22 protein-coding genes are annotated in these 25,007 nt (G+C 71.2%); 17 read left to right on the top strand and 5 right to left on the bottom strand.

Features of this window, described 5'->3' with window-relative positions; translation table 11 throughout:
- The first annotated feature begins 3 nt into the window (after positions 1-3).
- On the top strand, positions 4-270 hold the full coding sequence (locus IE225_RS17840; protein WP_190058529.1) for an exodeoxyribonuclease VII small subunit: 267 nt from the start codon (positions 4-6) through the stop codon (positions 268-270).
- 205 nt (positions 271-475) lie between these two features.
- Positions 476-1,066, top strand: a complete 591-nt coding sequence (locus IE225_RS17835) for a malonic semialdehyde reductase (RefSeq protein WP_190058528.1) — start codon at positions 476-478, stop codon at positions 1,064-1,066.
- 139 nt (positions 1,067-1,205) lie between these two features.
- Here the strand turns inward: IE225_RS17835 and IE225_RS17830 are convergent, their stop codons facing one another.
- Positions 1,206-1,730, bottom strand: coding sequence for a DUF4245 domain-containing protein (locus IE225_RS17830; protein ID WP_190058527.1), 525 nt, complete (start codon positions 1,728-1,730; stop codon positions 1,206-1,208).
- A 128-nt stretch (positions 1,731-1,858) separates the two neighbouring features.
- Between IE225_RS17830 and glpX the strand changes: the two genes are divergently transcribed.
- Positions 1,859-2,893 (top strand): class II fructose-bisphosphatase, encoded by a 1,035-nt coding sequence (glpX, locus tag IE225_RS17825; RefSeq protein WP_190058526.1) that lies wholly within the window; start codon positions 1,859-1,861, stop codon positions 2,891-2,893.
- 272 nt (positions 2,894-3,165) lie between these two features.
- Here glpX and IE225_RS17820 read toward each other — a convergent pair whose 3' ends face one another.
- Together IE225_RS17820 and IE225_RS17815 are read right to left on the bottom strand one after the other, a co-directional pair.
- Complete coding sequence (locus IE225_RS17820; RefSeq protein WP_190058525.1) at positions 3,166-3,540, bottom strand: WhiB family transcriptional regulator; 375 nt, start codon at positions 3,538-3,540, stop codon at positions 3,166-3,168.
- A 174-nt stretch (positions 3,541-3,714) separates the two neighbouring features.
- Entirely contained in the window at positions 3,715-4,443 is a 729-nt protein-coding gene (locus IE225_RS17815; RefSeq protein WP_190058524.1) for a DUF1707 SHOCT-like domain-containing protein, read from the bottom strand.
- A gap of 148 nt (positions 4,444-4,591) precedes the next feature.
- On the opposite strand from IE225_RS17815, the gene IE225_RS17810 reads away from it, so the two are divergent.
- From IE225_RS17810 to IE225_RS17785, 6 genes are all read left to right on the top strand, one after another.
- Positions 4,592-6,262: a fumarate hydratase gene (locus tag IE225_RS17810; protein ID WP_190058523.1), complete on the top strand. Its 1,671-nt coding sequence runs from the start codon at positions 4,592-4,594 to the stop codon at positions 6,260-6,262.
- Positions 6,263-6,441: 179 nt separating this feature from the next.
- Entirely contained in the window at positions 6,442-6,684 is a 243-nt protein-coding gene (locus tag IE225_RS17805) for a hypothetical protein (protein ID WP_190058522.1), read from the top strand.
- On the top strand, positions 6,656-7,180 hold the full coding sequence (locus IE225_RS17800; RefSeq protein ID WP_190058521.1) for a DUF6879 family protein: 525 nt from the start codon (positions 6,656-6,658) through the stop codon (positions 7,178-7,180). Before IE225_RS17805 ends, IE225_RS17800 begins: the two co-directional genes overlap by 29 nt.
- Before the next feature lie 15 nt (positions 7,181-7,195).
- Positions 7,196-8,044 carry a helix-turn-helix domain-containing protein gene (locus IE225_RS17795; RefSeq protein WP_190058520.1) on the top strand — a complete coding sequence of 283 codons (849 nt, stop codon included), beginning with the start codon at positions 7,196-7,198 and terminating at the stop codon, positions 8,042-8,044.
- 88 nt (positions 8,045-8,132) lie between these two features.
- On the top strand, positions 8,133-8,339 hold the full coding sequence (locus IE225_RS17790; protein WP_190058519.1) for a hypothetical protein: 207 nt from the start codon (positions 8,133-8,135) through the stop codon (positions 8,337-8,339).
- 593 nt (positions 8,340-8,932) lie between these two features.
- Positions 8,933-10,321, top strand: coding sequence for an IS1380 family transposase (locus IE225_RS17785; RefSeq protein ID WP_190058518.1), 1,389 nt, complete (start codon positions 8,933-8,935; stop codon positions 10,319-10,321).
- 223 nt (positions 10,322-10,544) lie between these two features.
- On the opposite strand, the gene IE225_RS17780 is transcribed toward IE225_RS17785, so the two are convergent.
- On the bottom strand, positions 10,545-12,113 hold the full coding sequence (locus tag IE225_RS17780; protein ID WP_190058517.1) for a recombinase family protein: 1,569 nt from the start codon (positions 12,111-12,113) through the stop codon (positions 10,545-10,547).
- 313 nt (positions 12,114-12,426) lie between these two features.
- Here IE225_RS17780 and IE225_RS17775 point away from each other — a divergent pair, with 313 nt between their 5' ends.
- The 3 genes from IE225_RS17775 (at position 12,427) to IE225_RS17765 (ending at position 17,103) form a co-directional block, all read left to right on the top strand.
- Entirely contained in the window at positions 12,427-13,812 is a 1,386-nt protein-coding gene (locus IE225_RS17775; protein ID WP_190058564.1) for a class II fumarate hydratase, read from the top strand.
- A gap of 106 nt (positions 13,813-13,918) precedes the next feature.
- Entirely contained in the window at positions 13,919-14,617 is a 699-nt protein-coding gene (fomD, locus tag IE225_RS17770; protein WP_190058516.1) for a cytidylyl-2-hydroxypropylphosphonate hydrolase, read from the top strand.
- A 371-nt stretch (positions 14,618-14,988) separates the two neighbouring features.
- Positions 14,989-17,103, top strand: a complete 2,115-nt coding sequence (locus tag IE225_RS17765) for an ATP-binding SpoIIE family protein phosphatase (RefSeq protein WP_190058515.1) — start codon at positions 14,989-14,991, stop codon at positions 17,101-17,103.
- A 128-nt stretch (positions 17,104-17,231) separates the two neighbouring features.
- Here the strand turns inward: IE225_RS17765 and IE225_RS17760 are convergent, their stop codons facing one another.
- Positions 17,232-19,619: a transglycosylase domain-containing protein gene (locus IE225_RS17760; RefSeq protein ID WP_190058514.1), complete on the bottom strand. Its 2,388-nt coding sequence runs from the start codon at positions 19,617-19,619 to the stop codon at positions 17,232-17,234.
- Positions 19,620-19,945: 326 nt separating this feature from the next.
- Here IE225_RS17760 and IE225_RS17755 point away from each other — a divergent pair, with 326 nt between their 5' ends.
- From IE225_RS17755 to IE225_RS17735, 5 genes are all read left to right on the top strand, one after another.
- Positions 19,946-20,866: an SPFH domain-containing protein gene (locus IE225_RS17755; protein WP_190058513.1), complete on the top strand. Its 921-nt coding sequence runs from the start codon at positions 19,946-19,948 to the stop codon at positions 20,864-20,866.
- Positions 20,812-21,177: a type II toxin-antitoxin system antitoxin gene (locus IE225_RS17750; protein ID WP_190058512.1), complete on the top strand. Its 366-nt coding sequence runs from the start codon at positions 20,812-20,814 to the stop codon at positions 21,175-21,177. Before IE225_RS17755 ends, IE225_RS17750 begins: the two co-directional genes overlap by 55 nt.
- Positions 21,178-21,464: 287 nt before the next feature.
- The gene (locus IE225_RS17745) at positions 21,465-21,989 is read left to right on the top strand and encodes a PadR family transcriptional regulator (RefSeq protein ID WP_190058511.1); all 525 of its coding nucleotides are present in this window, start codon (positions 21,465-21,467) and stop codon (positions 21,987-21,989) included.
- Positions 21,986-22,675, top strand: a complete 690-nt coding sequence (locus IE225_RS17740; protein ID WP_190058510.1) for an ABC transporter ATP-binding protein — start codon at positions 21,986-21,988, stop codon at positions 22,673-22,675. Before IE225_RS17745 ends, IE225_RS17740 begins: the two co-directional genes overlap by 4 nt.
- A complete protein-coding gene (locus IE225_RS17735; RefSeq protein WP_190058509.1) occupies positions 22,672-25,005 on the top strand; it encodes an ABC transporter permease in 2,334 nt (777 codons plus the stop codon). Before IE225_RS17740 ends, IE225_RS17735 begins: the two co-directional genes overlap by 4 nt.
- Positions 25,006-25,007 lie beyond the last annotated feature (2 nt).

Below are 25,007 nucleotides of genomic sequence, written 5' to 3'. Positions count from 1 at the left end.
CGCATGACCAGCAACGTGAGCGAGACGGCCGGGCCGGCGCCCGGGCGGACCGAGGCGCTCGGGTACGAGCAGGCGCGGGACGAGCTGATCGAGGTCGTGCGGCGGCTGGAGGCGGGCGGTACGACGCTGGAGGAGTCGCTCGCGCTGTGGGAGCGGGGCGAGGAGCTGGCGAAGGTGTGCCGCCGCTGGCTGGAGGGCGCGCGGGCCCGGCTGGACGCGGCGCTGGCCGAGGAGGCCGGGGCGGGGGCGGAGGACGGCGAGGACGAGTAGCGCCGTGCGGCGGCGGGCGGTCCCGGCGGCGGGCGGCCCGAAGGCGGCCGTGCGGCGGCGGCTGTGAAGCGGATCACCGCACCCCACCTTTCGTTGAACGTTGAAATTCATTCGCGGTACGGTCGGACGACGTCAGGAAGATCCGCCGCGGTGGCCCCACCACGGCGGTCCACCGCATCCGACGCATCCATCAGGAAACGCATCCATGTCTCTCGCGCTTGACCCCGCCGCCCAGGACCTGCTGTTCCGCGAGGCCCGCACCGCGAACACCTTCACCGACGAGCCCGTGACCGACGAGCAGGTGCAGGCGATCTACGACCTGGTCAAGTACGGCCCGACCTCCATGAACCAGTCGCCGCTGCGTGTGGTCCTGGTCCGTTCCCCCGAGGCCCGCGAACGGCTCCTGCAGCACATGGCGGAGGGCAACCGGGCCAAGACGGCCGCCGCCCCGCTGGTGGCGATCCTGGCCGCGGACAACGAGTTCCACGAGGAGCTGCCGCAGCTCTTCCCGCACTTCCCGCAGGCCAAGGACACCGTCTTCGGCGACCGCGCGGTCCGGGAGAGCAGCGCGCTGCTCAACGGCGCCCTGCAGGCCGCGTACTTCATCGTCGGCGTGCGCGCCGCGGGTCTGGCCGCCGGCCCCATGACCGGCTTCGACCACGAGGGCGTGCGCAAGGAGTTCCTGGACGACGACCACACCCCGCTGATGGTGGTCAACATCGGCCGGCCGGGCGAGGGCGCCTTCCGCCCACGCGCCCCGCGCCTGACCTACGACCAGGTCGTCACCACCGTCTGACACCGCCGCACGGCGCCCGGCACCACCGCGCCCGGCGCCCGTCCGACGCGTGTCATCCGACGCGTGTCGCCCGACGTGTGAGGGCCCCCGGCACACCGACGGGGGTCCTCGCACGCGTCGGACGGCCGAAGGGGCGGGCTCACCGCATCTTCAGCGCCTCCACCATCGTCGTCAGCCGCCCGAACGACGCCGTGCCGGCCACCACCGTGGTCGACCCCTTGGTGCCCTCCAGGACCAGGGCGTCGTAGCGGCCGCCGGTGTACCGGGTCCACGTGCGGCCGTCTATCTTCTGGGTGATCCTGGTCGGGTGAGCGCCCTGGCTGGCCTCCTCGATGAAGTCCGCGCGCTTCCGCGTGGACTGCTCGATCGCGACGTACTGCCCGTCGGGGTCCTCGAAGCCGAGGTGCCAGGCGTCGCCCTGGTCGGCGCGGAAGCGCACGGAGGTCGCCTTCCAGGTGCCGGGCAGGCCCTCAGGGGCGGCGACGGGGTAGGCGGCGGCACGGCGCGCGGTGCTCAGCTCGATGCCGTAGTCGACGCGCTGGATGTCGGGTTTGCGGTCGTCGTGCGGGATGAAGAGGTACATGACCGCCGCCGCGATCATGATGAGGCCCAGGGAGAGGACCATGTCCCGGACCGTCTTCTGCTTGCCGTTCGAACCTGCCACGTCCCCTATCGTCGCAGGTGCCCGGTGCGCTCATCCGTGGGGCCCCCTGCTCATTTTGTCTGCTCGACGATAGAGTCGGGCATCAAGACCCTCATCCGGCCGTCGTCGTATCAGAAAGGTGCGCTCCGATGACCGATCACCACCACCTGCCGTCCGAGCTCGACGTTCCCTCCGAGGCTCCCGACCGCAACCTCGCCCTGGAACTCGTCCGGGTCACCGAGGCCGCCGCGATGGCCGCCGGCCGCTGGGTCGGGCGCGGCGACAAGAACGGCGCGGACGGCGCCGCGGTGCGCGCCATGCGGACCCTCGTCTCCACCGTGTCGATGAACGGCGTGGTGGTCATCGGCGAGGGCGAGAAGGACGAGGCGCCGATGCTCTTCAACGGCGAGCGCGTCGGCGACGGCACCGGGCCCGAGTGCGACATCGCCGTCGACCCGATCGACGGCACCACGCTCACCGCGAAGGGCATGCCGAACGCCATCGCCGTGCTCGCCGCCGCCGAGCGCGGGTCGATGTTCGACCCGTCCGCCGTCTTCTACATGGACAAGCTGGTCACCGGTCCGGAGGCGGCCGACTTCGTCGACATCGACGCGCCCGTCTCCGTCAACATCCGCCGGGTCGCCAAGGCCAAGCACTCCGCGCCCGAGGACGTCACCGTCGTCATCCTCGACCGGCCGCGCCACGAGAACCTGATCCGCGAGGTCCGCGAGACCGGCGCCCGCATCAAGCTGATCTCCGACGGCGACGTCGCCGGCTCCATCCTCGCCCTGCGCGAGGGCACCGGCATCGACCTCCTCCTCGGCATCGGCGGCACCCCCGAGGGCATCATCTCGGCCTGCGCGGTGAAGTGCCTGGGCGGCACCATCCAGGGCAAGCTGTGGCCCAAGGACGACGAGGAGCGGCAGCGGGCGATCGACGCCGGCCACGACCTGGACCGCGTCCTGACCACGGACGACCTGGTCTCCGGCGAGAACGTCTTCTTCGCCGCCACCGGCATCACCGACGGCGAGCTCCTGCGCGGCGTGCGCTACCGCTCGGAGACCGCCACGACCTCGTCGATCGTCATGCGCTCCAAGTCCGGCACCGTCCGCCGGATCGACTCCGAGCACCGGCTGAGCAAGCTGCGCGCGTACAGCGCCATCGACTTCGACCGGGCGAAGTAGAAGCAACGGACGAAGCAGCCGAAGCAGACGAAGCAACGGACGAGGCGGCGGACGAAGCGGAGCCGGCCGGTGCCGTACGGCCGCGGGGCGCCTCCGGTGCGGAGGGGGCACCCCGCCCGTACGCCGGCCGGCGGGCACCCGGGGTGACACCCGGGGCGACCGCGGGCGCCGTACCCCGCGCCGCCGGCGCCGTACCCCCGCATCGCAGGCGTCGTACACGGCCGGGGCGCCCGCGGTGCGAGGGGCGCCCCGGCGCGGCGGTGGCCGACGGGTCAGCCGGCGGCGGCTATGCGGCCGGCGCGGGCCGCCTTCTTCAGCTCCATCTCGCGGCGGCGGCGCCGGGCGAGGACGACGCGGCGCTCGGCGGCGGTGAGGCCGCCCCAGACGCCGTAGGGCTCGGGCTGCAGCAGCGCGTGCTCACGGCACTCGACCATGACCGGGCAGCGCGCACAGACTCGCTTCGCCGCCTCCTCGCGGGAGAGCCGGGCGGCGGTGGGTTCCTTGGAGGGGGCGAAGAACAGGCCTGCCTCGTCGCGCCGGCACACCGCCTCGGTGTGCCACGGCGCGTCGTGGTCCCTGTCCCGCGTCGGCACCCGCTGGGCCGGGACGGCGGCTACCTGCAGGGACGAATGCGGCGGTTGCAGCACGGTCTTCTCCTGACGACGGCTTCGCGAGCGAGAGGCGATGCAGCAAGCCCTACCCGCTGTACGCGCGCCTATGCACAGCGTCCCGAACCGCCCGGTCCGGAAGGGAGCCGAGCTACGGGAGGGGCGGCGCCCCGCCCGGCCGGTTCCGTTCGCCACCGCCCGGCTTCACGGCCGTCAACGGCCCAGGTGCCTGCGCACGCTCCGGTCGACCTTGCGCTGGACGCGGTCGAGGATGTCCGCGACGAGCTTGCCGCGCCTGGGCCGTGCCTCCACGTTGCCGAGCACCGCCCAGCCGTCGACGTAGACGACCGGGGCGTCCGGGTCGGCCGCGTCGAGCGTGTCCACCTCGAAAGTACCGAGGACGCCGCCGCCGGTGCCGCGCAGCGAGACGTTCTCCGGGACGGAGATCTCCACGTTCCCGAAGACCGACACCGCCTTGACCACGACCTGCTGGTACTCGAAGATCGCCTCGCTCAGGTCGATCTCGACGCTGCCGAACACCGCGTACGCGTGCAGCCGGCGCCCCGCGCGCCAGCGGCCGCGGCGCGCGGCGCTGCTGAACACCGCCACCACGCGCGCGTCCGCCTCCACCGGCACGGCACCGGCCGGCGGGCGGCCCGGCGCGGGCGCGAAGGCGGGCGCGGCCCGGTGGGCGCCGGGCAGGTCCCGCACGAGCGGCTCCAGCTCGCCGACGGTCTTGGCCCGGTAGGCCCGCTCGACCCGCTCGGCGTGCTCGTCGGCGGTGAGGCGGCCCTCGGCGAGGGCGTCGCGCAGGACGTCCGCGATCCGGTCGCGGTCGGCGTCGGAGGCGCGGAGGTCGGAGGGGCCCGGGGTGTTTCCGGACGGGCCGGACGGGCCGGATGAGGTGGAGGGGCGCAGTTCGGTCTGCTTCTGAAGGTCCACGGCAGCAGCGTAGCGAAACGCGATAGATCGCGACTAGAGGGGTGCTGAGCCTTACCTCACAGCTTCGCCGCCGCGGGCAGGTTCTACGCTGGTGGGCGCGCGCCAACGGAGGCGGGCCGCAGTCTGTCGAGTGAGGAATGGCAACCCGATGCCTGAGTTCGCGTACACCGATCTGCTCCCCCTGGGAGAGGACACCACCCCCTACCGGCTGGTGACCTCCGAGGGTGTCTCCACGGTCGAGGGGCCGGACGGGCGCACGTTCCTGAAGGTGGAGCCGGAGGCGCTGCGCAAGCTGGCCGAGGAGGCCATCCACGACATCCAGCACTACCTGCGGCCCGCGCACCTGGCCCAGCTGCGGCGCATCATCGACGACCCGGAGGCCAGCGCCAACGACAAGTTCGTCGCCCTGGACCTGCTGAAGAACGCCAACATCGCGGCGGCCGGGGTGCTGCCGATGTGTCAGGACACCGGCACCGCGATCGTCATGGGCAAGCGCGGCCAGAACGTCCTCACCAAGGGCGAGGACGAAAAGCACCTCTCCCGCGGCATCTACGACGCCTACACCAAACTCAACCTGCGCTACTCGCAGATGGCGCCGCTGACCATGTGGGAGGAGAAGAACACCGGCAACAACCTCCCGGCGCAGATCGAGCTGTACGCCACCGACGGCGGCGCGTACAAGTTCCTGTTCATGGCCAAGGGCGGCGGCAGCGCCAACAAGTCGTTCCTGTACCAGGAGACCAAGGCCGTCCTGAACGAGTCCTCCATGATGAAGTTCCTGGAGGAGAAGATCCGTTCGCTCGGCACGGCCGCCTGCCCGCCGTACCACCTGGCCATCGTCGTCGGCGGCACCAGCGCCGAGTACGCGCTGAAGACCGCCAAGTACGCCTCCGCGCACTACCTGGACACCATGCCGACCGAGGGCTCGCCGCTCGGGCACGGCTTCCGGGACAAGGAGATGGAGGAGAAGGTCTTCGAGCTGACGCAGCGCCTCGGCATCGGCGCGCAGTTCGGCGGCAAGTACTTCTGCCACGACGTGCGCTTCATCCGCCTCCCGCGGCACGGCGCGTCCTGCCCGGTCGCCATCGCGGTGTCCTGCTCCGCCGACCGGCAGGCCCTCGCCAAGATCACCCCGGAGGGCGTCTTCCTGGAGCAGCTGGAGACCGACCCGGCGCGCTTCCTGCCGGACACCACGGACGCGCAGCTCGACGAGGGCGACGTGGTGCGGATCGACCTCAACCAGCCGATGGAGGCCATCCTCGCCGAGCTGACCAAGTACCCGGTCAAGACCCGCCTGTCCCTCACCGGCCCGCTCGTCGTCGCCCGCGACATCGCGCACGCCAAGATCAAGGAGCGGCTGGACCGCGGCGAGGAGATGCCGCAGTACCTCAAGGACCACCCGGTGTACTACGCCGGCCCGGCCAAGACGCCCGAGGGCTACGCCTCCGGCTCCTTCGGCCCGACCACGGCCGGCCGCATGGACTCCTACGTCGAGCAGTTCCAGGCCGCCGGCGGCTCCAAGGTCATGCTCGCCAAGGGCAACCGCAGCCGGCAGGTCACCGAGGCCTGCGCCCGGCACGGCGGCTTCTACCTCGGCTCCATCGGCGGTCCCGCCGCCCGCCTCGCCCAGGACTGCATCAAGAAGGTCGAGGTCCTGGAGTACCCCGAACTCGGCATGGAGGCCGTCTGGAAGATCGAGGTCGAGGACTTCCCCGCCTTCATCGTCGTCGACGACAAGGGCAACGACTTCTTCAGTTCGCAGGAACCGGAACAGCCGACGTTCACCAGCATCCCGGTTCGGGGTCCTGGGCTGGCCTGAGCCGTCCCGTAAGCGCCTCACAGACCCCTCGGCGTCGCCGGGGGGTCTGCTGCTGTCCGTGGGTGGCGCTATGAGCCCTCGCTCCCATGGCTTAAAGCGCACCCTTGACGCCAGCACGGCAGCATCGGGAGGGTCCGTGCGTAGAAGTCCGTGCAATCCGCATAGCCCGGGAGGCTGCTGTGTCGCTACGGTTCATCGCCAAGGACCCGAACACGGACGGGGCGAACTGCCCCACGGTCTGGGTCGACGAGGAGAAGCAAGAGATCGTGTTGCAGGGTTGGACGTTGGACGAGGCGACGCGCGCCGAGTGCCTGAAGACCGGCCCCATCCCCGACAGTGAGACCGTCGTCCGGCTGCCCATGCGTATGGCTGCCGCCATCAGGGAGGCTTGTGATGCCGCAGACGGCCCCACCGTTCAGTGAGCTGCTGGCGAACTGCCAGCGGTCCGCCGTGCATCTGGAGATGCGCGACTTCTACGACGACCCCGACGAGGCCCCGCGCGTGGCAGCGTGGAAGGCCGGTCATCGGCCGGACCCGAACGACCGGGCGTCCTGGTGGCGTCCCTGGCTGGACATGGTGTCCGAGGCCGTTTCCCGTGGCGTCGTGATCCGCCGTGCCCGGATCGTCTCCGAGCCGGTGAGCGAGTACACCCGGTACCTCTACGACGGCACGTTCACCAATATCGCCGCTGGTGAGCAGGTTCGTTGGCTTCCCCGGCGGAACGCGTCGGATCTGGCACTCCCTGGCAATGACTTCTGGTGCTTCGATGACCGGCTAGTGAGGTTCGGCTACTTCTCCGGTGAGGGTGTCTACCTCGGCGACGAGGTGGACGACCGCGCCGAGGTGGTCAAGCTGTGCGCCTCGGCGTTCGAAGCCGTCTGGGACCGGGCTATTCCGCACGACCGCTACAGGATCTGAGAACGCACAGCACCAATGGCCCGTTCCCCTTCGTCCAGCGTCCAGGCGGCCCGTGAGGCGCTTGCAGCACGCCTTCGGGATATTCGCCTAGACGCTGGTCTGAAGGCCCGTGAGGTGGCCGTACAGGCTGGCTGGCATCCCTCCAAGGCCAGTCGGCTGGAGAATGCCGTAACGCCCCCCTCGGATGCCGACATTCGCGATTGGTGCCGCATCTGTGGAGCCGATGATCAAGCAGCCGACTTGATCGCCGCGTCTCGCTCGGCGGAGTCGATGTACGTAGAGTGGCGACGGCTCCAGCGCACCGGGCTACGCCGACTCCAGGAGTCGTACGTACCTCTCTTCGAGCGCACCCGAACCTTCCGGATCTACTGCTCCAACGTGGTGCCCGGCCTGCTCCAGACTCCCGCGTACGCAACCGCGCTGCTGACTGAGATCACCAACTTCCGGCAGACGCCCAATGACGTCACGGAAGCTGTGGCCGCCCGCATGGATCGGGCGCAGGTCCTGCGTGAAGGAGATCATCGATTCGCGATCCTCGTTGAAGAAGCCGTTTTGCGATACCGCATTGGTGACGCCGAAGTCATGGCCGGGCAACTGGGCCATCTGCTGTCGATCATGTCCCTGCCAGCGGTTTCACTCGGAGTGGTGCCGTTCACTGCCTCGCGGCACATGTGGCCGCTGGAGACGTTCTCGATCTACGACAGCGCCCAAGCCCAAGTAGAGCTACTGACTGCCGCTGTGAACGTCACAGCGCCATCGGAGATCGAGCAGTACGCGAGAGCGTTCGAACGCCTGTCAGAAGCAGCGGTCTACGGCGCGACAGCACGAACCTTGATCACGAAGGCAATCGAGGCGCTCGGCTAACTGGCGTGCAATTTCGTAGAACTTCGTAGAGCCCCGATGTGGCTCGTTCCTAGCGTGGTCTGCACGACCAGAGGAGGAGCGAGCGATCATGGCGAGCGACGCAAGAGCCCGGCTGTCCGAGGCGTTCGAGTTGTTCGGCAGCGACGGAAGGGTGCGGGTGTTCCACGACCCGGACGACCCGTTGGGAACGACGGCCGAAGGGGCGGACACTCCTCCGCACTCGGGAGTGGAACATTCGCGTCTGCGGGAACGCGTCGCCGAAGCCAACGCGCGGAGCCGTGGCGAAAAACTCTGATGGCGCGCACCGACTCGCGCCGCCCCCTCACGTTCACGCAGACCCTGTGGTCTTACGGCGACTACTGCGGAACGTGCACGGGACACCGCGAAATCTGGTGCCCCATCTGCTTCGGCTTCGAGGGTTGCTCAGGCTGCAACAACAGGCGCAAGGTTCCTTGCCCTACCTGTGCCGGCGGTCAGCTCCTACCCAATGTCTGGTGATCCTTTACCGCTGATCTCCGCTTCTGTCGGACGTGACCCGACCACCTTTTCCCCACGGCTGGGAATCCCGGCAGGGGCGGGCAACGCTCCCTTACCTAGCGTGCCGGCCCAGCTCCGCCAGTTTCCCCGAACTGGCGGGGCTTCCCATGTGCACGGCTCTACCCAAGCGGTCACTAGGAAGAACTCAAACGCTCAGCCCGCGCCTTAAGGCCCTCGGCTCGAAGCCAAGCCTCATATGCGCGTCTCCGTTCGGCGTGGAAACGCTTCAGCCTGGATCCACCGCGCGATAGTCGGTCTGTGGATGACGGAATGAGAAGAGGTGCCTGCTGACCTGGGATGATGGGAGTTCACTACGCCCTCATCAGTCCCACGAAGCAAGGCACCTCTCAAGTGAAAGTCTCCCACAGCCCGGCGACGCTGTTCGCCGCGTTCGACGACCCGGACCTGATCGCACATGCCGGGCTGGTCCCGGTGGTCCGGCTGGCCGAGCGGTGCGGCCTGCCCGCGCTGGTGGCCGAGAAGGTCAGGCTGTCCGGCGCGAAGAACGGTGCCGGGACGGCCGCCGACGCGAAGGTGATGAGCATCGTGGGCGGCATGATCGCCGGGGCGGACAGCATCGACGACCTGGACGTGCTGCGGCACGGCGGGCTGTCCCGCCTGTTCGGCGGGGTGCGGGCGCCGTCCACGCTCGGCACGTTCCTGCGCGCCTTCACCTGGGGGCACGTGCGCCAGCTCCAGTCCGCGGCCCGTGCGTTCATCTGCACTCTGGCCGCGCACACCGGTCTGGTCCCGAAGCGGGACGAGGTGGTGTCCGTGGACATCGACTCCAAGGTCAAGCAGGTCTACGGCCCGGCCGAGCAGGGCGCCTTTTTCGGCTGCACCAAGGTCCGCGGCCTGCACTTCCAGATCGTCACCGTCAAGACCGCCACCTGCGCGCCGGTCATCATCGCCACCCGGCTGCGCAAGGGCTCGGCGGGCTCGGGCAAGGGCGCGGCCAGTCTGCTGCGTGAGGCCCTGGCCACGGTGCGGGCGATGGGCATCACCGCACGGATCGTCGTCCGGGCCGACTCGGCGTTCTTCTCCCACAAGGTCGTGGCCGTCTGCCGCAAGGCCGGCGCACGGTTCTCGCTCGCGGTCGCGGTCACGAAGACCATCCGCACCGCGATCGAGACGATGACCGAGGACGCCTGGACACCGATCAAGTACACGAACGCGGTCTGGGACGAGCAGGAGGAACGCTGGGTCTCCGACGCCGAGATCGCCGAGATCCCCTTCACCGCGTTCACCAGCAAGAAAAAGGCGTTCCACACCACCGCCCGGCTCATCGTGCGCCGCGTGAAGCGGCTGAACCCGAAGTTTGTGCCCGCCGGGCAGAGCGAGTTGTTCACGGCCTGGCGCCACCACGTGATCTTCACCGACAGCCCGTTCGTCCTGGCCCGGGCCGAGTCGATGCACCGCGAACACGCCCAGGTCGAGCAGGTCTTCGCCGACCTGGAGGACTCCGCGCTCGCCCACCTGCCCTCGGGGAAGTTCACCGCGAACGCCGCCTGGCTCACCCTCGCCGCCACCGCCTACAACCTCACCCGGGCCGCCGGCCACCTCGCCTCCGTCTTCCACGCCCGGGCACGCACCGGCACCATCCGCCGCCACCTGATCAGCATTCCCGCCCGGATCGCCACCGGCGCCCGCCGCCTCACCCTCCACCTGCCCCAGCCCTGGCGGTGGGCCGACGACTTCACCGACCTGTGGACCGCGACCGGACAGCGCATGGTCACCTGACCCGCACGACCACCCTGCCCGCACACGACCCGAAAGACCTCGGAGACCCCGCACCGGACGGCCACCCGGCGATCACCGCTGCCCGCATCCCGAAGAAACACCCGGAACCCGCCCGACACCCGTGATCAGAATTCACGCGGTGGATCGAGGCTCAGGGCATGGAAAGACCCCCGCAGCGTTTAAACGCAACGGGGGTCGGGGTCAGGGCGTCGAGTAGCTCTGCCTACTTCCGCTTGTAAGCCTTCTGCTTCGGCAGGATGTATTCCGCCTCCGGCTTGATCAACCAGTACCCCTCGGGAACGCGAAGCCCGGTTTCCTTTGCGATCTCGGCAAGCTCAGGCATCTTACAGATGACTCGTCGGCTCCCGTCTTCCGTAGCCCCCACAGTCACAGTTATTCCGTGCCGCTGCAGGAACACCCGCTTTTGTTCGTCATCCTTGGTCGCCCACTCTTCGGAGTAAGTCCGCCCGGTCTCCTTCCAAGCCGGGGCGTCCTCGGCAGCCTTGATTTCCTCCCTCAAGCGTTCAACCTTGGCAGACTGGAATTCGTGCTGCCCCCAGTACCGTTCAATCTGCACATCGGTCTTAAACCGTCCAGCCAGGTAATCGGCTTCCAGTCGGTCTAGCGTCGCCTCGGCTTCCGCTAGCTCGGTCTTGGCCTGACTGATGGAGTTACCGGTCCGCTCCATAACCGGGAGCGGGCCGAGAGTGACCTTCACGAAAGTCCCGACAGCCGCGTCCAGGTCATCGCGCCGAATGCGGCCAGGGTTAGGACACGTTCCAGTGTTGACGTTGTTGCAGGCGTAGTAGTGATGTACGCGGCCGTTCGGCTTCGTCTTCTTGTTAGACGACATCCGGGCACCGCAACCCTGGCAGGTAGCCACACCGCCGAGCATCGACCGCGAAGGAGTGGACCGCCTGGCCGGCCTGTCACTCTTCAGTGCAGCAACGAATTCGGACCACTCGGCAAACTCCATCAGGGGTTCATCAGTAATCCGAACGTTCTCGCCGTTCTCGTCTACGACGTTCTCACCCTTGTACGTGTAGATGCCGGCCACCGTCGGATTCATAACTATGGCGCGAATAGCGTTAGCCGTCCAGGCAACACCCCTCGGCTCTTCTCCCTTCACGATGCGCAGATGATCCCGCCACGTAGGCACACCGCGCTTATTCAGGTCAACCGCGATTTTGTACGAAGACCAGTCGCCCTTTAGGCGCTCCACAATTTCGCGAAACAGTTTCGCATAGGAGGGGTCCGGAACAAGCTTCTTCCCCCCGCCTTCCTGTCGCTCGAAGCGGTACCCGAACGGCTCGACGCCACCGATCCAAACGCCTTTGGCTTTACGAGCAGCCGAGCCAGAGAGCGCGCGAGCGCGGATGGTGTCCAACTCGCCTTCGGCGAAGGCCGCGATGATCTGAGCGAACATCTTGCCCATGGGGGTGGACATGTCGATGCCCTCGGTCACGGACACGATGGACTTGCCGTGCTTCTGACACCACTCGAAGACCTCGGCGAAGTGCCCCGCCTTCCTGCTGAGGCGGTCGAGCTTCCAGACAGCCAACACGTCCCATTCGTCGGCCCGCTCGTTGAACCAAGGACCGAGGCCCGGTCGCTTGAAGGGGTGCATCGCGCCGGACACGTCCAGGTCTTCCGCCCAGCCCGCTATGCGACCGTCCACGGCCGGGCCAGCGGCCCAGTGTTCTACGGCGTGCCGCTGCTTCTCGGGGCTGGTCGTGTCGTCCTTCAGGAGGGACAGGCGGATGGCCCCCAGGACCCTCGGGTTAGAGATCATGGCACGGATCGTACGATAGTCCATGCTAGATGAACAAGTCGCGCGACTTCTTCCAGGACCCAGCGCCGCAGCCGACGTTCACCTCCATCCCGGTGCGGCAGGGCGCGCAGCCGGCCTGACCGGCCGCCCGACGGCGCGGCACGGGCCCCCGGCGCGGGCGGAACTCCCCCTCGGGAGCCGTCCGCGCCGGGGCCTCCCGCGTCAGGGGCCTGCCCGCGTCGGGGGCCCGTCCGGCGCATCCGTTCCCGCGAGTTCACCCGTCCGGGGCGAACGGCGCCGGAACATCCGGGTCGTGCCGATCGCTGTACCGGGTATGAGCGACTACCGCATCGAACACGACTCCATGGGTGACGTCCGGGTCCCGGCGCACGCCAAGTGGCGGGCCCAGACGCAGCGCGCGGTGGAGAACTTCCCCGTCTCCGGGCAGCGGATCGAGCGGGCGCACATCGAGGCGCTGGCGCGTATCAAGGCGGCCGCGGCGAAGGTGAACGCGCGGCTGGGGGTGCTCGACCAGGACGTCGCGGACGCCATCCAGGAGGCGGCGGAGGAGGTCGCGCAGGGCAAGTGGGACGAGCATTTCCCCGTCGACGTGTTCCAGACCGGTTCGGGGACCTCGTCGAACATGAACGCCAACGAGGTCATCGCGACGCTGGCCGGTGAGCGGCTCGGGCGGGACGTGCACCCCAACGACCACGTCAACGCCTCGCAGTCCTCCAACGACGTCTTCCCCTCCTCCCTCCACATCGCCGCCACCGCCGCCGTCACGCGGGACCTGATCCCGGCCCTGGAGCACTTGGCCGGCGCGCTGGAGCGCAAGGCGGAGGAGTTCGCCGACGTGGTGAAGTCGGGCCGCACCCACCTGATGGACGCCACGCCCGTCACCCTGGGCCAGGAGTTCGGCGGGTACGCGGCGCAGATCCGCTACGGCGTCGAGCGGCTCACCGCCTCCCTGCCCCGGCTCGCGGAGCTGCCGCTGGGCGGCACCGCGGTGGGCACCGGCATCAACACCCCGCCCGGGTTCGCCGCCGCCGTCATCGAGGAGGTCGCCCGCGCCACGGGCCTGCCGCTGACCGAGGCCCGCAACCACTTCGAGGCGCAGGGCGCCCGGGACGGCATCGTGGAGACCAGCGGGCAGCTGCGCACCATCGCCGTCGGCCTGACGAAGATCGCCAACGACCTGCGCTGGATGGCGTCCGGACCGCGCACCGGGCTCGCCGAGATCTCCCTGCCCGACCTGCAGCCCGGCTCGTCGATCATGCCGGGCAAGGTCAACCCGGTCATCCCCGAGGCCGTGCTGATGGTGTGCGCCCAGGTGATCGGCAACGACGCGACGGTCGCCACCGCCGGCGCCGCCGGCAACTTCGAGCTCAACGTCATGCTGCCGGTCATCGCCAAGAACGTCCTGGAGTCGATCCGGCTGCTCGCCAACGTCTCCCGGCTGCTGGCCGACCGCACCGTCGACGGCATCGTCGCCCACCGCGAGCGGGCCCGCGAGTACGCCGAGTCCTCCCCGTCCGTGGTCACGCCGCTCAACCGGTACCTCGGCTACGAGGAGGCCGCCAAGGTCGCCAAGAGGGCGCTGGCCGAGCGGAAGACGATCCGCCAGGCGGTGCTGGAGATGGGATACGTCGAGCGCGGGCAGATCACCGAGGAGGAACTGGACCAGGCCCTGGACGTGCTGCGCATGACACGGCCGTGAAGCGGGCGGGGAGCGGACGGGAAGCGCGGGTGCCGGCCGCGACGGACCGCCCGCGGCCGTGCGGCGTGCCACCACGTCGGATGCCTGCGGCACCTAATATCTGTGCATGACAGACGGCGGAGCGATGAGACGCGTGGAAACGGAAGCGGACGGACCGGTGGGGCGCTGGACCCCGGGCAGCCACATCCTGTGGCGCTACCGGGAGAACGCCGGCGACCGCTTCCACATCGCCCGCCCCGTCACCGTCGTCCGGGACGACGCCGAGGTGCTGGCCGTGTGGATGGCGCCCGGCACGGAGTGCGTCAGGCCGGTCCTGGCCGACGGTACGCCCCTGCACCAGGAGCCCCTGGAGTCCCGCTACACCAAGCCGCGGGCCGTGCGGCGCGACCGGTGGTTCGGCACGGGCGTGCTGAAGCTGGCGCGGCCGGGCGAGCCGTGGTCGGTGTGGCTGTTCTGGGAACCGGGCTGGCGTTTCAAGAACTGGTACGTCAACCTGGAGGAGCCGCTGGCGCGGTGGTCCGGCGGGGTGGACTCCGAGGACCATTTCCTGGACATCTCCGTGCACCCCGACGGCAGCTGGCACTGGCGCGACGAGGACGAGTTCGCGCAGGCCCAGCGCGACGGCCTGATGGACGCCGCGCAGGCCGAGCGGGTGCGGGCGGCCGGGCGGGCCGCGGTGGAGGTGATCCGCGCCTGGGGTCCGCCGTTCTGCGACGGCTGGCAGCACTGGCGGCCCGATCCTGCCTGGTCGGTGCCGGTCCTGCCGGACGACTGGGACCGCACGTCCGCCCCCGTGTCCTCGTGAGACCCTTGATGTGCCCCCAGGCTGGAAACGTAGGATCGTCGTCCGCAACAGTGGAATACTGCCGGTGCGCAGCGCCGTCGTCGAGGGGTGGCGGTCGGGCCGGCGGGTGGGCGCACCGGGAGCAACGGGGGTCGGGTCGGCAACCGCCGGAACGTGCGCCGGTTCTGACCGAACGTCACCGAGGGGCGGCTGGACGTGAGCGAGGAGTACGAGGGCGTCACCGGCCGGGGCCGCAACCGGACCGCCGGCGGCACGGCACCATGCTCTGACCGCGCGGGAATCCCGTTCCCGGGACACGTATTCCGGGTATCGGGACTTCTGCGGGACGCTATGCACGCACGTGGGCACGCACGGCGCGCGACCCCGGACGGATGGATTCGACACGCGTGACGGAGCACCGGACCTCCTCCTTCGAGCACCCCCCGGCGGGCGTGGACCCCCTGGACCCCCGTGGGGCGCTGCTGCACACCCCGACACCGCCGCTCGCCCCGGACGTCACCGCTTTACCCGCGCAGTCCCGCACCGGCGGGGAATCCGCCGACCCGGCGGACGCGGCCGCTCTCACGCCCGCGCCCGGCGGTGCCGGTCCCGAGCACGCGCAGCCGGCGGCCGCCGAGCCGGACATCCATCACCGCCCGCGTCCCGTCCCGGAGGGCATCCCGGTGCAGCCGAGTGGCGAGCAGGAGCGTTCCGCCGAGGCTCTCGAGCCGCCGGGCGGCCGGGAGCGCCGTACCGGCCAGGGACTGCCCCCGGGCCGGCCCATGCCGATGCGGCGGGACGGGGACCGGCTGCGCTTCGTGGGCGCGGCCACCCGGCGCATCGCGCGCGGCATGGACCTGGACGAGATCGTGATGGGCCTGTGCCGGGCGACGGTGCCGACGTTCTCCGACGCGATCCTCGTCTACCTGCGCGAACCGCTGCCCGTGGGCGACGAGCGGCCCGTCGGGCCGCTGGTGCTGCGGCTGCGCCGCACCGACCGGATACCGCCGGAGCGGGACACCGACGGGGTGGGCTTCGTGCCCGCGCTGCCGCCCGAGCCGGAGCTGTCCGTGGGCGGCGCCGAGCTGTGCGAGGTGCGGCCCGGCAGCGCGCTCGGCGAGGTGCTGCGCGGCGTGCGGCCGGTGTTCACCGACACCCCGGCCGCGCAGGCGGCGCTGGCCGAGCTCCTGGGCGAGGCCGGCGCCGGTGACGCGACCGTGCCGGGCGGGCAGCACGCGATCCTCGCGCCGCTGCGCGGCCGGCGCCGGGTGATCGGCGCCGCGCTGTTCCTGCGCCGCGCCGAACGGCTCGCGTTCGAACCGGACGACCTGCTGGTCGCCGCCCAGCTCGCCACGCACAGCGCGCTCGGCATCGACAAGGCGGTGCTCTACGGCCGCGAGGCCTACATCGCCGACGAGCTGCAGCGCACCATGCTCCCGGAGACCCTGCCGCGCTGCACCGGCGTGCGGCTGGCCTCCCGCTACCTGCCCGCGGCCGAGACCGCGCGGGTGGGCGGCGACTGGTACGACGCGATCCCGCTGCCCGGCAGCCGGGTCGCGCTCGTCGTCGGCGACGTCATGGGCCACTCCATGACCTCCGCGGCGATCATGGGCCAGCTGCGCACCACCGCGCAGACCCTGGCCGGCCTCGACCTGCCGCCGCAGGAGGTGCTGCACCACCTCGACGAACAGGCGCAGCGGCTCGGCATCGACCGCATGGCGACCTGCCTGTACGCCGTCTACGACCCGGTCGCGCACCGCATCACCATCGCCAACGCCGGCCACCCGCCGCCCGTCCTGCTGCACCTGGGCGGCCGGGCCGAGGTGCTGCACGTGCCGGCGGGCGCGCCCATCGGCGTCGGCGGCGTCGATTTCGAGGCGGTCGAGCTGGAGGCGCCGGCCGGGGCGACGCTGCTGCTGTACACCGACGGGCTGGTGGAGTCCCGGCTGCGGGACGTGTGGACCGGCATAGAGCAGCTGCGGGAGAAGCTGTCGGCGACGGCGCAGCTCACGGGGCCGGACCACCCGCCGCCCCTGGAGGCGCTGTGCGACGAGGTGCTGGACATGCTCGGCCCGGGCGACCGGGACGACGACATCGCGCTGCTCGCCGCCCGCTTCGACGGGATCGCGCCGAGCGACGTGGCGTACTGGTTCCTGGAGCCGGAGGACTCCGCTCCCGCCAAGGCCCGCCGCCTGGCCCGCCGCGCCCTGGCCCGCTGGGGCCTGGAGGAGCTGAGCGACTCCGTCGAGCTGCTGGTCAGCGAGGTCGTCACCAACGCCGTGCGCTATGCCTCCCGCCCGGTCACCCTGCGCCTGCTGCGCACGGACGTGCTGCGCTGCGAGGTCGGCGACGACGTGCCCCAGCTGCCCCGCCTGCGCCAGGCCCGCGCCACCGACGAGGGCGGCCGCGGCCTGTACCTCGTCAACCGGCTGGCCCGGCGGTGGGGGGCGACGCGGCTGAGCGCGGGCAAGGTGGTGTGGTTCGAGCTGAACCGGAACCAGGGCTGAGATCCGGGGTTGAGATCCGGGTCTGAGGCCCAGATCTGCGACCCAGGTCTGAGCCGGGCAGAGATCCGGAGCAGGACGTCAGGACGTGGCAGGGGGCGCCCGGCCTTCAAGCCGGGCGCCCCCTGACGTCACTGGCCGTCGCCGGGCAGCAGCGGGTTGTCCGGTGGTGTCGGGCGGCCGCTGCCCGAGGCGGTCGCCGTCGGTGCCGTGGGCGGCGGGGTCGACGGGGTCTGCGACGGGGTGCCGGAGGGAGTCTGCGACGGGGTCTCGGACGGCGACGGGGAGGCCGGCGGGGAGCTGCTGGGGGTGTGCGACGGCGTCTGCGACGGGGTCCGGGTCACGCTCGGCGTGCTGGACGGCCGGACCGCCGCGCCCTGCGTGGTCTGCAGGTCGAACCGGGTGACGCCGTCCATCACGCCGAAGGTGTAGGCCGCCCAGATCTGCGCCGGGTAGCCGCCGCCGTTGATGCGGCCGGTGCCGGGAATGAGGCCGGTGGCGCCGGTGAGGGGGATCTGGGCGTGGGTTGTGGGGTCCTCGCCGAACAGGCCGACCGCGGTGACCAGCTTGGGCGTGTAGCCCACGAACCAGGCCGACTTGTCGTTGTCGGAGGTTCCCGTCTTGCCGGCGACCGGCTGGCCGCCGCGCAGCGGGTTGTCGCGCACCGAGGTCCTGGCGGTGCCGTCGTCGACCACGCCGGTCAGCACGGAGGTCACGGTGTCGGCGGCCTCGCGGCCGATCACCCGGTCGCCCACCGGGTCCGGCAGTTGCAGCCTGCGGCCCTGCTGCTCGGCCGACTTGATGATGCTCGGGGTGACCTTCCGGCCGTGGTTGTCGAGGGTGGCGTAGACGCCGGCCATCTGCAGCGGGCTCGCGCCCATGCTGCCCAGGGTCTGCGCGGGCACCGCCTTCAGCCCGGCGGTGTCCATGCCGAGCCGGCCGGCGACGTTCAGCACCTCCCGCATGCCGACGTCGACGCCCATCTGCGCGAAGACGGAGTTGACGGACTTGTTCATCGCCGTCTGCACGGTGATGTCGCCGTAGTCCCGGTCGTCCTCGTTCTCGGGGGCGAAGCCGACCTTGGTGCCGTGGTCCACCACCGGGCGTTTGCTGGTGCCGTCGTAGACCGTGTTCGGTGTGATCGGGGTGCCGTCCTGGGTGCGGGCGCCGCCGTCCAGGGCGGCGGCCAGGATGACCGGCTTGAAGGTGGAGGCGGGCTGGTAGTCGTCCCGGGTGGCGTTGCTGAGGTAGTGGTCGAAGTAGTCGACGCCGCCGTACAGCGCCACGATCCGCCCGGTGCGCGGGTCGACCGAGACCGCGCCGGCCTGCACCGCCCCGTCGACCTTGCGCTTCTTCTTGTCCAGTTTGCTGGTCAGCTGCGCCTTGACGGCCTTCTCCAGCGCGGTCTGCTTGTGCCGGTCGATGTTCAGGGTGACGGTCCAGCCCTGGTGCTCGACCCTGGCCTGGGCCTCGGAGGCGCTGAGGCCCTGCTGCTTCATCAGCTGCTGTTCGAGCTGCTTGTTGGCCAGGTCGATCAGGTAGCCCTTCTGTCCTTCGCTGCCGGGCGTGGCCTTGGGCTCCTTGGGCACCGGGAACGTCATGCGGTCCCGGGCGCCCTTGTCCAGCCAGCCCTGCTCGACCATGTTGTCCAGGACGTAGTTCCAGCGGGCCTTCACCAGCCTCTTGCCGGTGTCGGTGGCCACCGCCCAGTCGTACTGGCTCGGCGCCTGCAGCAGTGCGGCGAGGTAGGCGCCCTGCTCGACGGTGAGCCGGCTCGCGTCGACGCGGTAGTAGGCCTGCGCCGCGGCCTGGATGCCGTAGGCGCCGCGGCCGTAGTAGCTGGTGTTGATGTAGCCGGCGAGAATGTCCTCCTTGGTCTTCTCGCGGTCCACCTTCAACGCGATGACCAGTTCCTTCAGCTTGCGCGTGACGGTCTGTTCCTGGCTGAGGTAGTAGTTCTTGACGTACTGCTGGGTGATGGTCGAACCGCCCTGCGTGCCCTTGCCGGTGAGGGTGTTGATCAGGCCGCGGGCGGTGCCCTTCAGGTCGACGCCGGAGTCGGTGTAGAAGGTCTTGTTCTCGGCGGCGACGAAGCAGCGCTGGACGGGCTTGGGCACCTTGGACAGGTCCACGCTCTCGCGGTTGACCTTGCCGTCGCGGGCCATGATCGTGCCGTCGCTGTACTTGTAGACGTTGCTCTGCTGCGTCGCGATGGGGTTGCCCTTGGGGATGGGCACGAGCAGGTAGAGCACGACGAAGCCGCCGATGCCGAGCAGGCACAGGCCGAAGAACGTGCCGAGGATCCTCTTCCAGGTGAAGAACCGGCGTATGCCGCCCTTGCGGGGCCCGGCGCCCCGCCCGCCCCGTCCGGCGCGGCGGGCGGCCGCGCGGCCGCCCGGCGCCGCCACGGACGGCGACCCGGCCGGCGACGCGGCCGGCGCGGTCTGCGCCGAGCGGTTCCTGGGCGCAGCGCGGCGGCCGCCGCGCTGCCGCGCTCGTCTCTCTTCCGCTCGTCCCATGACTCCGCTCGCTCCGCTTCGTTCCGTCTCGTTCGGTCTCGTTCGGTCTCTTCGCGTGTCGCTCTGTTCGCCCTGATTCGCTCTGGTTCGGTCGTTTCTCGCCCCGCCCGTCACACGGGTCGCTCAGGTCGGCTCAGAAAGCTAACACCGCCGTATGCGACAAAGGGCCCGTCATCCCGTCTTTTACGGACGTGAGAATCAGCACCCCTTCCAAGGGAACCGACGGCCGGGAGGGGGTGAAGGTTGCCACGGCGGGGAAAAGTGATATCACTTGGCTAGCCCGTCGCATCCGCTGCGGGCACCTCACCGAACGGGGAGACCACCTCATGTCCCAGATACCCGACCTGCCCGAGATGCCCGCCCCGCGGGTGCGGGAGTTCCCCGCGCGCAGCGTCGCCGGCGGCCTGGCGCTGCTGGGCGGCCTGGCCGGGCTGCTCGCCGCGGCCGGCCTGCTGGCGTGCGGCGTCGCGGTGCGCCCGGCCGGCGCCAAGGCCGCCCTGATCGCCCTCGGCGTCCTGCTCGGTGTGGCCGCCCTGCTCGCGATGTGCGGGCTGAACATGGTGGCGCCGGGCGAGGCCCGCGTGGTCCAGCTCTTCGGCCGCTACCGCGGCACCATCCGCGAGGACGGCCTGCGCTGGGTCAACCCCTTCACCTCGCGCACCGGGATCTCCACCCGCGTGCGCAACCACGAGACGCCCGTGCTCAAGGTCAACGACGCCTACGGCAACCCGATCGAGCTCTCCGCCGTGGTGGTGTGGCGGGTCCGCGACACCGCCCAGGCCACCTTCGAGGTGGACGACTACGTGCAGTTCGTCGTCACCCAGACCGAGGCCGCCGTGCGGCACATCGCCATCGAGTACCCCTACGACGCCCACGACGAGGACGGCCTGTCGCTGCGCGGCAACGCCGAGGAGATCACCGAGAAGCTCGCCGCCGAACTGCACGCGCGCGTGGCGACGGCCGGCGTGCAGATCGTCGAGTCCCGCTTCACGCACCTCGCCTACGCCCCCGAGATCGCCTCGGCGATGCTCCAGCGGCAGCAGGCCGGCGCGGTCGTCGCCGCCCGGCGGCAGATCGTGGACGGCGCGGTCGGCATGGTGGAGGCGGCGCTGGGGCGCATCATGGAGCAGGGCCTGGTGGAGCTGGACGAGGAGCGCAAGGCGGCGATGGTGTCCAACCTGATGGTGGTGCTGTGCGGCGACCGGGCCCCGCAGCCCGTCCTCAACGCCGGGACCCTCTACCAGTGACGGACTCCCCGGACTCCCCGGCTTCCCCGGACTCCCCGGCTTCCCCGGACTCCTCGGGCTCCCCGGCTTCCCCGGACTCCCCCCAGGGCCCGCCCGGGCGCCGGCCGCGGCAGCGCAAGCAGGTGCTGCTGCGGCTCGACCCGTCGGTGTACGACGCCCTGGCCCGGTGGGCGTCCGACGAGCTGCGCTCGGCCAACGCCCAGATCGAGTTCCTGCTGCGCCGCGCCCTGGCCGAGGCAGGCCGCCTGCCGCGCGAGGCGGGCCCGCTGCCGCGCCGGGGCCGGCCGCCGAAGGACGCCGGGCCGTCGTAGGACACCGGGCCGTCGTAGGACACCGGGCCGTCGTAGGGCACCGGTCGTCGCAGGACACCGGCCGCCGCACGACCCCGAAGTCCCGCCCCGGGCATGCCGGTTCGCCGCGGCGGGCGTGCACCGGGCCGTCGTGCGGGCGTGCACCAGACCGTCGCGGCAGGCGTACTCCAGCCCGTCGTGGCGGAACCGTGACAATCGCCCGCCACCTGCACGGTCGCACGGCCCGCCACCCCCGTCCGCACTCGATGTATACACCCCGCGTATACACGCCGTGTAGTGTGCTCGGCATGTCCATCGGTCACACTCTTCTGGGACTCCTGGAGTCCGGGCCGCGTCACGGCTACGACCTGAAGCGGACCTTCGACGAGAAGTTCGGTCACGACCGGCCGCTGCACTACGGCCAGGTCTACTCGACGATGTCCCGGCTGCTGAGGGACGGCCTGGTCGAGGTCGACGGCATCGAGCCCGGCGGCGGCCCCGAGCGCAAGCGGTACGCCATCACGCAGGCCGGCGTCACCGACGTCGAGCGCTGGCTGGCCACCCCGGAGAAGCCCGAGCCGTACCTGCAGTCCACCCTCTACATCAAGGTCGTGCTGGCGCTGCTCACCCGCCGCGACGCCGCCGGCATCCTCGACACCCAGCGCTCCGAGCACCTGCGCATGATGCGCGTCCTCACCGACCGCAAGCGCAAGGGCGACCTCGCCGACCAGCTCATCTGCGACCACGCCCTGTTCCACCTGGAGGCCGACCTGCGCTGGCTGGAACTGACCGCCGCCCGCCTGGACAAGCTCGCCGCGGCGGTGACCCCGTGAACGCCCCGGCCGGTTCTCTGCTCGTCGCCGAGGACCTGCGCAAGGCCTACGGCCCCACCGTCGCCCTCGACGGCGCCGGCTTCTCCATCCACCCCGGCGAGATCGTCGCCGTCATGGGCCCCTCCGGCTCCGGCAAGTCGACGCTGCTGCACTGCCTCGCCGGGATCGTCGTCCCGGACTCCGGCACGATCACGTACGACGGGCGGGAGTTGACGGCGATGAGTGACGCCGAGCGCAGTGCGCTGCGGCGCGGCGAGTTCGGGTTCGTGTTCCAGTTCGGCCAGTTGGTGCCGGAGCTGACCTGTGTGGAGAACGTCGCGCTGCCGCTGCGGCTGAACGGCACGCCCCGCCGGGAGGCCGAGCGGCGGGCCCGGACCTGGCTGGAGCGGCTGGAGGTCGACGACCTGGCCGGCCAGCGGCCCGGGGAGGTCTCCGGCGGCCAGGGCCAGCGGGTCGCCGTCGCCCGCGCCCTGGTCACCGGCCCGCGGGTGGTCTTCGCCGACGAACCGACCGGTGCCCTGGACTCCCTCAACGGCGAGCGCGTGATGGAGCTGCTCACCGAGGCCGCGCGCTCGGCCAACGCCGCCGTCGTCCTGGTCACGCACGAGCCGCGGGTGGCCGCCTACTCCGACCGCGAGATCGTCGTACGCGACGGCAGGTCCCGCGACATGGAGCGCGCCGTATGAGCGCGCGGCAGTGGACGGGGGACCTCGCCCTGGGCGTCCGGTTCGCCTTCGCGGGCGGCCGCGAGGGGTGGGTGCGGGCGCTGCTGACGGCCGTCGGGGTCGGGCTCGGCGTGGCGCTGCTGCTGCTCGCCACCTCGCTGCCGAATGCGCTGGCGGCCCGCAGCGCGCGCGCCCTGGCGCGCGAGGACCTCACCTACGGCAACGCCGCCGCGCCCGCGGCCGGCGACGCGCTGGTGATCGCGTCCGTCCCGACGGACTTCCACGGCAAGAGCATCCGCGGCCGCGTCCTGCAGCCGGAGGGCCCCAAGGCGCCGCTGCCGCCGGGCGTCGCGCGTTTCCCGCGGCCGGGCGAGATGGTGGTGTCCCCGGCGCTGCAGCGGCTGCTGGAGTCGGACGAGGGCAGGCTGCTGCGGCAGCGGCTGCCGCAGCGGATCGTGGGCACCATCGGCGACGACGGCCTGATCGGCCCGAACGAGCCGGCCTTCTACCGGGGCGCCGGGGACCTGGCGGGGAAGGTCGACGGCGGCCGGATCCGGCGCATCGGCCGCTTCGGCGACCCGAGTCCGCGGACCGACCCGTGGGATCCGGTGCTGACCCTGCTCGTCCTGGTCGTCATCGTGGTGCTGCTGACGCCGGTGGCCGTGTTCATCGCCGCCGCCGTCCGCTTCGGCGGCGAGCGGCGCGACCGGCGGCTGGCGGCGCTGCGGCTGGTGGGCTCCGACCGGTGGATGACCCGGCGCGTCGCGGCCGGCGAAGCCCTCGCGGGCGCCCTGCTCGGGCTGGTGTTCGGCGCCGTGTTCTTCCTGGTGGGCCGTCAACTCGCCGCGCGTCTGGAGGTGCTGGACGTCAGTGTCTTCCCCGGTGACATCACCCCCGCTCCCGCGCTGGTCGCGCTGGTCGTCGTGGCGGTGCCCGCGGCCGCCGTGCTGGTGACGCTGCTGGCGCTGCGCGGGGTGGTCATCGAGCCGCTCGGTGTGGTGCGCGCGGCCCGGCCGGCCCGGCGCCGGCTGTGGTGGCGGCTGCTGCTGCCGCTGGGCGGCCTGGCGCTGCTCGCGCCGATGGTGGACCAGGGCAACCGCAACGGCGACTTCAACCAGTACCTCGTGACCGGCGGCGTGGTCCTGCTGCTGGTCGGGGTCACCGCGCTGCTGCCGTGGGGGGTCGAGGCGGTCGTCGCCCGGCTCGGCGCGGGCGGGGTGTCCTGGCAACTGGCCGTACGACGCCTGCAGTTGAGCAGCGGTACGGCGGCGCGGACGGTCAACGGCATCGCCGTGGCGGTGGCCGGCGCGATCGCCCTGCAGATGCTGTTCGCCGGGGTGGAGGACGACTACACCCGCAGCAGCCCCCACGACCTCACCCGGGCGCAGATGCAGGCCACGCTGCCCGGCGACGTGCCCGTCGCCCCGGCCCTGGCGAAGTTCCGCCACACCCCTGGCGTGCGCCGGGTGTTCGGCTACGCGGAGGGCGGCATCGGCGACCGGCCCGCCGATCCCGTGCACGGCACTGAGCTGACCGTGGGCGACTGCGCCGCCCTGCGCCAGGTGGCCGACCTGCCCTCGTGCCGCGACGGCGACGTGTTCGCCGTGACCGGCGGCGAATACGACACCGAAACCCCGCACCTGGCCCGCGCGGGCCGGACACTGTACGTCGACCCGTCGTACGAGGGAAGCCCGAAACGCCGTCAGGTGCCCTGGCGGCTGCCGCGGGACATGAAGCGGGCGCCGTCCCGCCCGGACCTGCTCGGCAACCGGCGCGGCGGCTTCCTCGCCACACCCGGCGCCCTGCCCGCGGCCGCGGGCCCGGGCCTGCGCGGGGAGATCTACCTCTCGATCGACCGCTCGGTGCCGGAGGTGGAGGAGCGGGTACGCAACACGGCCGCGGCCGTCTCCCCGCTGAGCACGGTCGACACCTGGTCGTCCGTCGAACGCTCCCCCCGCTTCGCCTCCCTGCGCACCGGCCTGTTCGTCGGCGCCGCCTGCGTCCTGGTGCTGATCGGCGCGAGCCTGCTCGTCTCCCAGCTGGAGCAGCTGCGCGAGCGCCGCACGCTGCTGTCGTCCCTGGTCGCCTTCGGCACCCGGCGCCGCACCCTGGGCCTGTCGGTGCTGTGGCAGGCGGCGATCCCCGTGACCCTGGGCCTGCTGCTCGCCGCCGCGACCGGGCTGACGCTGGGCGCGGTGCTGCTGAAGCTGACGGCCACGCCGGTCAGGATCGACTGGGGCGGCGTGCTGTCGATGACCGGCGTCGGCGCGGGGGTCGTCCTCGCGGTGACCCTCCTGAGCCTGCCCCCGCTGCTGAAACTGGTGCGCCCGGAGGGGCTGCGCACGGAGTGACG

The sequence above is a fragment of the Streptomyces echinoruber genome, from assembly GCF_014651135.1.
GTDB lineage: Bacteria > Actinomycetota > Actinomycetes > Streptomycetales > Streptomycetaceae > Streptomyces > Streptomyces echinoruber.
The sequence above is the reverse complement of the archived record's forward strand: the minus strand, read 5'-3'. Positions and strand labels throughout refer to the sequence as shown.

Excerpts from the sequence above, each read along its gene's own strand:
- IE225_RS17840 (WP_190058529.1), top strand. The coding sequence starts at position 4 with ATGACCAGCAACGTGAGCGAGACGGCCGGGCCGGCGCCCGGGCGGACC.
- IE225_RS17835 (WP_190058528.1), top strand. The coding sequence starts at position 476 with ATGTCTCTCGCGCTTGACCCCGCCGCCCAGGACCTGCTGTTCCGCGAG.
- glpX (WP_190058526.1), top strand. The coding sequence starts at position 1,859 with ATGACCGATCACCACCACCTGCCGTCCGAGCTCGACGTTCCCTCCGAG.
- IE225_RS17810 (WP_190058523.1), top strand. The coding sequence starts at position 4,592 with ATGCCTGAGTTCGCGTACACCGATCTGCTCCCCCTGGGAGAGGACACC.
- IE225_RS17800 (WP_190058521.1), top strand. The coding sequence starts at position 6,656 with ATGCCGCAGACGGCCCCACCGTTCAGTGAGCTGCTGGCGAACTGCCAG.
- IE225_RS17795 (WP_190058520.1), top strand. The coding sequence starts at position 7,196 with ATGGCCCGTTCCCCTTCGTCCAGCGTCCAGGCGGCCCGTGAGGCGCTT.
- IE225_RS17790 (WP_190058519.1), top strand. The coding sequence starts at position 8,133 with ATGGCGAGCGACGCAAGAGCCCGGCTGTCCGAGGCGTTCGAGTTGTTC.
- IE225_RS17780 (WP_190058517.1), bottom strand. The coding sequence starts at position 12,113 with ATGATCTCTAACCCGAGGGTCCTGGGGGCCATCCGCCTGTCCCTCCTG.
- IE225_RS17775 (WP_190058564.1), top strand. The coding sequence starts at position 12,427 with ATGAGCGACTACCGCATCGAACACGACTCCATGGGTGACGTCCGGGTC.
- fomD (WP_190058516.1), top strand. The coding sequence starts at position 13,919 with ATGACAGACGGCGGAGCGATGAGACGCGTGGAAACGGAAGCGGACGGA.
- IE225_RS17765 (WP_190058515.1), top strand. The coding sequence starts at position 14,989 with ATGGATTCGACACGCGTGACGGAGCACCGGACCTCCTCCTTCGAGCAC.
- IE225_RS17760 (WP_190058514.1), bottom strand. The coding sequence starts at position 19,619 with ATGGGACGAGCGGAAGAGAGACGAGCGCGGCAGCGCGGCGGCCGCCGC.
- IE225_RS17755 (WP_190058513.1), top strand. The coding sequence starts at position 19,946 with ATGTCCCAGATACCCGACCTGCCCGAGATGCCCGCCCCGCGGGTGCGG.
- IE225_RS17745 (WP_190058511.1), top strand. The coding sequence starts at position 21,465 with ATGTCCATCGGTCACACTCTTCTGGGACTCCTGGAGTCCGGGCCGCGT.
- IE225_RS17735 (WP_190058509.1), top strand. The coding sequence starts at position 22,672 with ATGAGCGCGCGGCAGTGGACGGGGGACCTCGCCCTGGGCGTCCGGTTC.